Annotated in this window: 10 protein-coding genes; 4 read left to right on the forward strand and 6 right to left on the reverse strand. The window is 73.5% G+C overall.

Translation table 11 applies throughout. The features are described from left to right. The coding region (locus EF918_RS27685) for a crosslink repair DNA glycosylase YcaQ family protein (RefSeq protein ID WP_148141269.1) at nucleotides 1-359 on the forward strand (359 nt) is incomplete at its 5' end. Nucleotides 360-365: 6 nt separating this feature from the next. Here EF918_RS27685 and EF918_RS27690 read toward each other — a convergent pair. Next, entirely contained in the window at nucleotides 366-1364 is a 999-nt protein-coding gene (locus EF918_RS27690) for an ArsR family transcriptional regulator (RefSeq protein ID WP_125651658.1), read from the reverse strand. An 86-nt stretch (nucleotides 1365-1450) separates the two neighbouring features. Here EF918_RS27690 and EF918_RS27695 point away from each other — a divergent pair, with 86 nt between their 5' ends. Beyond that, nucleotides 1451-2551, forward strand: a complete 1101-nt coding sequence (locus tag EF918_RS27695) for an acetylhydrolase (protein WP_125651659.1) — start codon at nucleotides 1451-1453, stop codon at nucleotides 2549-2551. 322 nt (nucleotides 2552-2873) lie between these two features. Continuing rightward, nucleotides 2874-3440, forward strand: coding sequence for a hypothetical protein (locus EF918_RS27700; protein ID WP_221889762.1), 567 nt, complete (start codon nucleotides 2874-2876; stop codon nucleotides 3438-3440). Between the two features lie 34 nt (nucleotides 3441-3474). On the opposite strand, the gene EF918_RS27705 is transcribed toward EF918_RS27700, so the two are convergent. From EF918_RS27705 to EF918_RS27725, 5 genes are all read right to left on the reverse strand, one after another. Then, entirely contained in the window at nucleotides 3475-3972 is a 498-nt protein-coding gene (locus tag EF918_RS27705; RefSeq protein WP_260610737.1) for a DUF4232 domain-containing protein, read from the reverse strand. 204 nt (nucleotides 3973-4176) lie between these two features. Next, entirely contained in the window at nucleotides 4177-4752 is a 576-nt protein-coding gene (locus EF918_RS27710) for a TetR/AcrR family transcriptional regulator (protein ID WP_125651661.1), read from the reverse strand. Between the two features lie 97 nt (nucleotides 4753-4849). Beyond that, on the reverse strand, nucleotides 4850-5293 hold the full coding sequence (locus EF918_RS27715) for a protein kilB (RefSeq protein WP_260610738.1): 444 nt from the start codon (nucleotides 5291-5293) through the stop codon (nucleotides 4850-4852). A 22-nt stretch (nucleotides 5294-5315) separates the two neighbouring features. Continuing rightward, nucleotides 5316-5933 (reverse strand): GPP34 family phosphoprotein, encoded by a 618-nt coding sequence (locus EF918_RS27720; protein ID WP_125651663.1) that lies wholly within the window; start codon nucleotides 5931-5933, stop codon nucleotides 5316-5318. 184 nt (nucleotides 5934-6117) lie between these two features. Then, on the reverse strand, nucleotides 6118-6459 hold the full coding sequence (locus EF918_RS27725; RefSeq protein ID WP_125651664.1) for a HopJ type III effector protein: 342 nt from the start codon (nucleotides 6457-6459) through the stop codon (nucleotides 6118-6120). Nucleotides 6460-6664: 205 nt separating this feature from the next. On the opposite strand from EF918_RS27725, the gene ligA reads away from it, so the two are divergent. Beyond that, nucleotides 6665-8737: an NAD-dependent DNA ligase LigA gene (gene ligA / locus EF918_RS27730; RefSeq protein ID WP_125651665.1), complete on the forward strand. Its 2073-nt coding sequence runs from the start codon at nucleotides 6665-6667 to the stop codon at nucleotides 8735-8737. Nucleotides 8738-8854: the final 117 nt, after the last annotated feature.

Below are 8854 nucleotides of genomic sequence, written 5' to 3' on the forward strand. Positions count from 1 at the left end.
CCCCCGAACCGGCCGCGGCCCTGCTGCCCGCGCTCGATCCGACCCCCATGGGCTGGCGCCACCGCGACTGGTACCTCGACCCCGCCCACGTGCCCGAACTCTTCGACCGGAACGGCAACATCGGCCCCACCGTGTGGTGGAACGGCCGCGTCGTCGGCGGTTGGGCCCAGCGTCCCGACGGGGAGATCGTCACCCACCTCCTGCCCGACACCGACACGGGCACGGGCGCCAGCACCAGCCGGGACGCCCGTACGGCCATCGCCACCGAAGCCGCACGGCTCACCGCCTTCTTCGGCCCCACCCGCGCCCGCCCCAGCATGCGCACCCCGCTCGAGCGACGCCTCTCGCAAGAGGAGTGAGGACGATCACCGGGACGGCTGTCGGCGCGGGGACCGGCCCGATGGGCCCCCGCCCATGAGCAGGGTGCCGAGGGCCGTGCGCGCGTGGGTGACCGAGCGGCCGGTACGGGTCGTCGTCGCCAGGCCCGCTGCTCTGAGCGCTGCGGCATGGGACGAGGCCGTCGCGTTGCTCACCCGGAGGGCGCGGGCCAGGGAGGTCGTGGTGTGCGGCTCGGCCAGCAGGTGCAGGGCTTCGAGGCGGGTGTGCCCCAGGACCCCGGCCAAGGCCGCGGCGGAAAGGGCCGGGTCCGGGGCGGGCGGCAGGCCGGAGCCGGCCGGGTAGGTGAGGACCACGGGGCGGCCCGGGACGTCGTGGAGGAGCGGTCCCGCCGGGTGGTGGAAGGTCGGGAGCAGGACCAGGCCGCGTCCGTCGAGGCGTACGTCGCGAACCGGCGCCGTGCCGGGCCATTCCCACACCCCGTCGTGGAGCCTGCTGCCCGCGGCCAGGCCGGTCAGTGCCGCCGCCACGCCGTGCTCGGCGGCGGCCAGGGCGTAGCGGGTGAACTCCTCGCGGTGCAGGTCCTGGACGACCGGCCAGACGGGGGCGAGGACGGTCTCGTACGCGGCCTGCTGGGCGCGGTGCAGGGTGCGCCAGGCCGTCGCGTCGCCCGTGTGCAGGCCGCGGATCCAGCGGGGCGCGGGCACCGGGCCGTGGATCCGCTCCAGTTCGGAGCGGACGAGGCCGGGGCTGGTGGCACGTATCCGCTCGAAACCTTCGGCCAGGGTGTCGCCGAGGACGTCGAGGAAGGACGGCGGGCGGCCCGCCGGAACCAGGTCGGCCAGCGCGCTCGTGGCCGGCGGGAGGGAGCGCAGGACACGGCCGCGCCACGGCGCGAACAGCGGCCCGACGCGCGGGGCCACGGCGGTCGTCAGGGCGGCGTGCAGTTCCTGCAGCGGCGCCGGACGGGGTGCGAACCGGATCCGCGCGAAGTCCTCCGCGGTGAGACGGATGCGCAGCGCGCCCACAGATCACCACTCCCCCGACATGGCCAGCCTTTTGGGCAGGGCCTGAACCTTGGCGTCGGCGCGGCCCCCGCCCCAAGGATGCCCGCATGACTCCTCAGCCGACGTCCGGCCCGACTCCGCGCCGCACCCTCCTGAAGGCCGCACTGCTCGCCAGCAGCACCGCCCTGTTCCCCGCACCCGCAGCCACGGCCGCCTCCCGAGGCGGAGGCCTCCAGCTGCCGGCGCCCGCCGGCCCGTACCCCGTAGGCCTGCGGACCGTGCACCTGACGGACCCGGCTCGTACCGACCCGTGGGTGGGCGGCGTACGGGAGGTGATGCTGACCGTCCTGTACCCGGCCGCTACGGTACGCGGCTTCTCCCGGGCCCCGCAGCTCACCCCGGCCGAGGCCCGGGAGTTCGCCACGTACGCGCCGCTCGTCCACCCCGGGCTGCCGGAGCGGGGGGCGGTGGACTGGGGCGCGGTCCTCACGCACGGGTACGTGGGCGCGCCGGTCCTTCCGGGGCGGTGGCCGGTACTGCTGTACTCGCCGGGCGGCGGCGACTCCCGCACCCTCGGTACGAGCCTCGCCGAGGACCTGGCCAGCCACGGCCGCATGGTCGCCCTCGTCGACCACCCCGGTGACGCCTCCCAGGTGGAGCTGCCGACCGGCATCCGGACGACCGTCCTGGCCGGGCCGCCGGACCCGGCGACCTTCCGCACGATGGTGGACACCCGGATCGCCGATCTCCGCCTGGTCCTGGACCGGCTCGGCAGCCTGCCGCTCGCCCCGGTCATGGACCGGGGCAGGATCGGCTTGTACGGGCATTCGGCAGGCGGTACGTCGGTGGTGTACGCGGCCCGCGGCGACCGCCGGATCGGCGCGGTGGCGAACCTGGAGGGCTATCTCGACCTGTACCCACCGCCGACGGGCCACGACCGACCGCTGCTGCTGTTCCGGAGCGACGGCTTCGAGGGTGGCGCCCGTATCACGTCCTCCTGGGCGGACGTTCCGGGCTGCCGCGCACTGCTCACCGACGCCCACCACTGGGCGTTCACCGACTACGGCTCACTGGTCCCGCAGCTGCAGAGCGCCGGCCTCGTGCGGGCGACGACCCGTACCGCCCTCGTCGGCCCCGGCGACCCGGCCGTGACGTCGACCGTGGTACGGCGTCGGGTGGGGGCCTTCTTCGCACGTCAGGGGTTGTAGCGACCCCGGTGGCCACCGACAACAGCTACGCCGACGTGGGTCACGCCTGTGGCAGGGGTGTCCAGTTCGGCGGGCGGTCCTTCGCGGAGGCGGGTGGGCAGGCCAGTGGCGACCACCTTGGCCCGGATGTGTCGCACTGGACCCCGTGCGGCATTCGTGGTTCCGGGCGGTCGGGTCCGACCTCGGGTCCAGGCCCGGTGACCTGCGGATATCGGATCGGACACAGATTTTGAGACAACTGGGGGCTCAGCTTGACGCAAACCAAACCCTTAGGTAAGCCTTACCTGCCTTACCTCGTCCTTATGTCCCGCCAGGAGCTCCCATGGCCGCCCTTCCCGCATCCACCCCCGTCGCCGGCAGTCTCAGACCGGTCCGGCTCTACGACTCGTGGTGGACGGTGGCGGCTGCCGGGCTCATGGCGATGGTGGTGCTCACCGGCGGGCTGTGGTTCTCCACGCACGTGCGCGCCGACCCCGTCCTGCACGAGGCCGCGTTGTTCGTGCACCTGGCCTCGCTCGTCCTCGGCTTCGGTGCGGTCCTGGCCGCGGACTGGTACGGCGCCCTCTGGCTCACCGGCCGTGCCGAGCTGGGCGAGGCCCTCGCCGTGACCTCGCGCCTGCACGTGCCGATCTGGGCGGGGCTCGCCGGACTGGTCGCCAGCGGTCTGATGCTGCACCCCGACCTGTCCTCGCCGCTCACCCAGGCCAAGGTCGCGCTGGTCGCCGTCCTCACCCTCAACGGCCTCCAGGCCGGCCTGCTCACCCGCCGCCTCTCGGCGCCCGTCGCCCTGCGGCGCAGGACCCTCGCCTGGGCCACCGCCACGGCCGCGGTCTCGCAGGTCTGCTGGTGGGGCTCGGTGGTCGTCGGGTTCATCAATACCCGCAACTGACTGCGGGCGAACGAGGGTCGGTTGCTCGCGTCCGTCACTCCCAGGGCTCTACGGGACTGATCTCGAACGCCCCGCACACCCGCAGGTGGTACGGGATCTCCTCGGCGCGGTAGCTGTTCGGCGGGTAGACCTTGACGTAGGCCGACACCGGCCGGCAACGCGACACCACGCCGGGGCTGTTGGTGCGCAGCGGGGCGGTCACCGTCTCGCTGGGAAAGACGGACACCGTCTCCACCGACTCGCCGGTGCGGATCGCGGAGGTGCCGATCTGGCGGTGCCGGGCGTCCACGACGCTGACGCCGGGATATCCGCGCAACACGCACGTGCGGCCGGTGGTGTTGGTGAACAGGATCGGGTAGTGGAGCGAACCCGCGGAGCCGTCCGGCTCCCCGACGGCCACGTCGAGGTCGACCAGACGACACGTCGGGGCGCTCGGCAGGGCCGTCGCCTGGGTGGCGCCGACCGTGGCGCCGGTGGTGGCCAGGAGGGCGGCGGATGCGAGGGCCGCCGCCCGGGTCAGGACACTGCTCATGGCGTCAACTCCTGTGTGAGCGATGCGCATGCGTTGTCCGCGAGATGCCGCCCTGCGTTCGTGAACGGCCGCAACGGGAACGACCGCAACCGGACGACGTTCTGCTCCTGCAGGATCGGTCGGTGGGACGGCAGGACGGCAGGACAGCGCGGGGCTGATGGCACCATTTTAAGGGGGCGCCGCCCGTACGGCCTTTCGGCGGATTCAGGGACCCGGCTGCTCCAGGACGAGGGCGCTCAGTTCTTCCGCCGCCGCGCGGATGACGCCGGGCAGGTCCGCTCGGGCCGGTTCGGTGACCCAGCGCGCGAAGGCGACCTTGAACACGGCGATGCCCGCCTCCGCCGCCAGGCTCGCCGCCGGCTCGGGAGTGCCCCGGTCGCGCAGCGCGCCGGCCAGCACCGCTGCCAGACCGGCGAGTTTGGTCAGCTCGCGTTCCCGCAGTTCGGTGTTGGCCGACATGACGGCCTCGCGCAGCAGGACGCGTTCGGGGTTCTCCTGGAGCCGGCCGCCGAAGGCTTCGAGGGCCGACGTGACCGCGTCCAGCGCCGACGCCCCGGCCGGTGCGTCCGCGACCGTGCGCACCAGCAGCTCCTGCGCCGGTTCGGAGCCGTGGAAGAGCACTTCGCGTTTGTCGGCGAAGTGTCGGTAGAAGGTGCGCTCGGTCAGTCCGGCCCGTGCGGTGATCTCCGCCACCGTGGTCTGCTCGAACCCCTGCTCGGCGTAGAGCTCCAGCGCGGCCTGCGCCAGCCGGCCGCGACCGTTCGGCTCCCATCTCCCCATGCCGCGATCCTATGTGATGACAGGCTCTGCCCTCGCCCGCGAACAGGCCCCGGCCCCGGCGGGGCGGGGCTCCGCCCCGCCGCCGCCCGGCTCCCCGTCAGCGGCGGTCAGGGCTCAGCAGGGTGGCGGCCGCGGTGATGAAGGCCGCGTTCGCTTCCTTGGCCGCGTGCCGCAGCGCGTCCAGTTCGGCCTGGACGGTGGCACTGCGCAGGGCGTATGTGGCGTCGGCGGCCTGCTGGGCGGGGACCGCCAGGTCGGGGACGAGGACCTGGAGGCGGACGTGGGGTGCGGTGATCGCCGTCCGGGTGTCGTGGGACCTCGTCTGCGCCTCCAACCGGTGGTCGGCTCCGGCGTCCATCAGTTCCAGCCGTTCCCGGTGGAACATCGCCGAGCGGTGCGCGTCCAGGGCGGCCGCGAAGTCGGTGACGGCGGCGAGTTGGTCCTGACGGTGGGCGTCGGCACGCTGCTCGGCCCTGGCGGTCGCCGCGGCACGGAGTTGGAGGAGTCCGGCGGTCAGGGCTCCGGCCAGGGTGCCTATCACCGCGACTATGGAAGGCCACATGTCAGGGAACGCGCCAGACGTTGGCGAAGGCCGCGTTCTCGATGGACCGCCGCTGGCGTACGGCTTCCAGTTCCATCACCGCGTCGTGGACCACGGCCAGGACGGTCGTCACCGCCTCGTCCCCGGGATCCCGTTCGGACTCGCCGTCGGTCTCGGCGCGTCCTTCGTCGAGGCCGACGGCCACGGCGAGTTGGGTGAGAACGGGGTCGTGGCGTTCCACGCGGTCGAGGGCGCTGCGGCGCTCGGGCGTGTCGGCCGGTTCCAGCCGGTCCGGCCCGAACGGGGAGCGGCCGCCCTTGGTGCGGGTGAGCCGGCCGTCCTCCTCCAGGGAGGACTGGTAGACGGCGGCGAGGTCCCGGCCCCGCCGCCACAACCAGTCGTCCACCCGCTCGTAGGGCGTCCGCCGGACGAGGGCCGACGCCGCCTCGGCCAGGAGCCGGTCGGCGGGGGCCGGGGCTTCGCCCGGCACGATGCGGTCGCCGTCCAGGCTGACGGTTCCCGCCCCGAGCAGGTCGATCAACTCCGCTCCCGCCAGGGCGAGCGACAGGTCGCCCTGTCCTACGGGGCGTTGCGCCTTCGGGTCCAACGCGACGATGAACAGGTCCTTCGCCGTGCTCATGTACGGCTCCCCTCACAGACATCGGCCGTCTACCGGTGGCGACCAGTATGTTGCACGGCCGGGGGCGGGCGGCGAAGGTCCACCGGGACGGCCGGTCGAGCCGTGCGGGGCGCCGGGGCCCCGCCGCCCGGCGCTGCCCCCGCCCGCTGCGCGCCGGCGCTGTGCGCTGCGCGCCGGCTGCTGTTCAGCCCTTGCGGGTCAGCGGCTGCCCGGCGAAGGTCACCCCGGCCAGGCCGTGGGCCATCAGGTTGCGGATGTTGCCGTGGTCGGTGTCGTTCGGCGTGGCCAGCACGCTGCGGTAGTGCTCGCCGAAGGCCAGCAGCGCCTCGTGGTCGGTCAACCCTTCCAGCAGGGCCAGGCCCAAGGTCTTGCAGGAACCTTCGTTCTCGCCCGCGGCGTTCTCCAGCTCGCCGTTGCGGAAGGCCTGCGGCTGGTACGCGTAGTGCGCGGTGACGAAGGCCAGGGTGTCGGCGAACGCGTGCTCGCCCGACGCCAGGCTGGCCCGGAACGAGTCCAGATCGGTCATGTCGGTTCCCTCGGGTCGGACGGACGACCGGTTGCCATCCGTGACCGGACGACCATAACCCCCGCGGAGCCGGGCGGTAACGAGCAGCATCTCCGCAGGTCACGATGGACCGTTGGGCGATCCGCCGAGAGCCGGCGGGCGCCTCGGCGCTCGGCCGTCGCCCGGCCCGCGCCCGTTGTCAGTGGGGGGCACGATGATGAGTTCCATGACCTCGGTGACCGAAACCAGTGCCCTGCTCTCCCCCGCCGCCTACGTGGAGGCCGTGACCACCGCCCTGGCGGCGGCGGCCGCCTACTACGGCGACGGGACCACCCCGCTCGGTGACGACGAGTACGACGGACTGCTGCGCGCCATAGCGGCCTACGAGGAGGCGCACCCGGACGAGGTGCTGGCCGAGTCGCCGACCGGGAAGGTGGCGGGCGGTGCCGTGCAGGGGGACGTGCCGCACTCGGTGCCGATGCTCTCCCTCGACAACGTCTTCGACGCCGACGAGCTCGCCGAGTGGGCCGCGGGGCTGGAGCGGCGGCTGGGGCACCCGGTGACCGGCTGGTGCGTGGAGCCGAAGCTCGACGGCCTCGCGGTGGCCGCCCGGTACCGGGGCGGCCGGCTCGTCCAGGTCCTCACCCGCGGCGACGGCCTGGCAGGCGAGGACATCACCCACGCCGCCGACGCCGTCCTCGGTCTGCCGCCGGTCCTCACCGAGCCGATCGACGTCGAGCTGCGCGGCGAGGTGCTGCTGACGACCGCGCAGTTCGAGGAGGCCAACCGGATCCGGCTCGCCCACGAGGCGACGCCCTTCGCGCACCCGCGCAGCGGAGCGGCCGGCACCCTGCGGGCCAAGGACCGCCCCTACCGGATCGAATTGACGTTCTTCGCCTACGGCGCGATAGGCCTGGACGACCTCGGCCACTACGCGCTGCTGGAGAAGCTGGCCGCGCTCGGCGCGCACACGGCCGCCAGCACGGCCGCCGCCCCGACGCGGTGCGCGACCGTGGAGCAGGTGCAGGAGCGCATCGACGTGATAGCCGGTCTGCGTGCGGACCTGCCGTTCGGGATCGACGGTGTCGTCGTCAAGGCGGACACGGCCGAGGACCAGCGGCAGGCCGGCAACGGCTCGCGCGCGCCGCGGTGGGCGGTGGCCCGGAAGCTGGCGGCCGAGCACAAGGTGACGCGCCTGCTGGGCGTGGAGTGGAACGTCGGCCGGACCGGGATCATCGCCCCGCGCGCGGTCCTGGAGCCCGTGGTCATCGACGGGGTGACGGTCACCTACGCCACGCTCCACAATCCGTCCGACATCACCCGCCGCGGGCTGATGATCGGCGACCAGGTGTTCGTGTACCGGGCCGGCGACGTGATCCCCCGGGTCGAGGCTCCGCTGGTCGAGCAGCGCACCGGCGCCGAGAGCCCGATCGTGTTCCCCGAGGCGTGTCCGCGCTGCGGCGACGCGATCGACACGTCCGAGCAGCGGTGGCGGTGCGTGCGCGGCCGCAGCTGTCAGGCCGTGGCCTCGGTGATCTACGCGGCCGGCCGGGACCAGCTGGACATCGAAGGCCTCGGCGGCACCCGCGCGGTCCAGCTGGTGGAGGCGGGCCTGGTCAAGGACATCGCCGACCTGTTCACGCTGACCCGCGAACAGCTCCTCGGCCTGGAGCGGATGGGCGAGACCAGCGTCACCAACCTGCTCGCCGCGATCGAGACCGCCCGCGGGGCCGCACTGAGCCGGGTGTTCTGCGCCCTCGGTGTCCGCGGCACCGGGCGTACGATGTCGCGCCGGATCGCCGCGCACTTCGGCTCGATGGCCGCGATCCGGGCCGCCGACGCGGACACCCTGGCGGGGGTCGACGGCATCGGAACCGAGAAGGCCCGCGTGATCGCGGCCGAACTCGTCGAGCTCGCTCCGCTCCTCGACCGGCTCCAGGCCCAGCAGGTCGGCACGCAGGTCACCGAGCCGCAGCAGCCGGCCCCCGACGTGAAGGCCGGCGAGGACCCGGCGGCCGGCGCAACGGCCGGTCCGGCGGCGGGACCGCTGGCCGGCCAGGCCGTGGTGGTGACCGGCTCCATGACCGGCCCCCTCGCCGTGCTGTCGCGGAACGAGATGAACGAGCTGATCGAGCAGGCCGGCGGAAAGGCGTCGTCGTCGGTGTCCCGGCGCACCACCCTCGTGGTGGCGGGCGAGAAGGCCGGCTCCAAGCGCACCAAGGCCGAGGAACTGGGCATACGCATCCTCGCCCCCGAGGAGTTCGCCGCGCTCGTCGCCGACTTCCTCCCCACCTCCTAATGACGTTGTCAAGCCGTTGTTGTGACGGGGAGTTCGCCTTGGTAGCACCGTCCGTCACGTATCAGGGCCCACAGGACGTTGACCCGTCGGCGGGCCAGGGCGAGGACTGCCTGGACG

Source organism: Streptomyces sp. WAC06614, from assembly GCF_003949795.1.
Classification (GTDB): Bacteria; Actinomycetota; Actinomycetes; order Streptomycetales; family Streptomycetaceae; genus Streptomyces.

What these genes read in the sequence shown, in the direction of transcription:
- EF918_RS27695 (WP_125651659.1), top strand. Translation starts at nt 1,451, where the DNA reads ATGACTCCTCAGCCGACGTCCGGCCCGACTCCGCGCCGCACCCTCCTG.
- EF918_RS27700 (WP_221889762.1), top strand. Translation starts at nt 2,874, where the DNA reads ATGGCCGCCCTTCCCGCATCCACCCCCGTCGCCGGCAGTCTCAGACCG.
- EF918_RS27705 (WP_260610737.1), bottom strand. Translation starts at nt 3,972, where the DNA reads ATGAGCAGTGTCCTGACCCGGGCGGCGGCCCTCGCATCCGCCGCCCTC.
- EF918_RS27710 (WP_125651661.1), bottom strand. Translation starts at nt 4,752, where the DNA reads ATGGGGAGATGGGAGCCGAACGGTCGCGGCCGGCTGGCGCAGGCCGCG.
- EF918_RS27720 (WP_125651663.1), bottom strand. Translation starts at nt 5,933, where the DNA reads ATGAGCACGGCGAAGGACCTGTTCATCGTCGCGTTGGACCCGAAGGCG.
- EF918_RS27725 (WP_125651664.1), bottom strand. Translation starts at nt 6,459, where the DNA reads ATGACCGATCTGGACTCGTTCCGGGCCAGCCTGGCGTCGGGCGAGCAC.
- ligA (WP_125651665.1), top strand. Translation starts at nt 6,665, where the DNA reads ATGACCTCGGTGACCGAAACCAGTGCCCTGCTCTCCCCCGCCGCCTAC.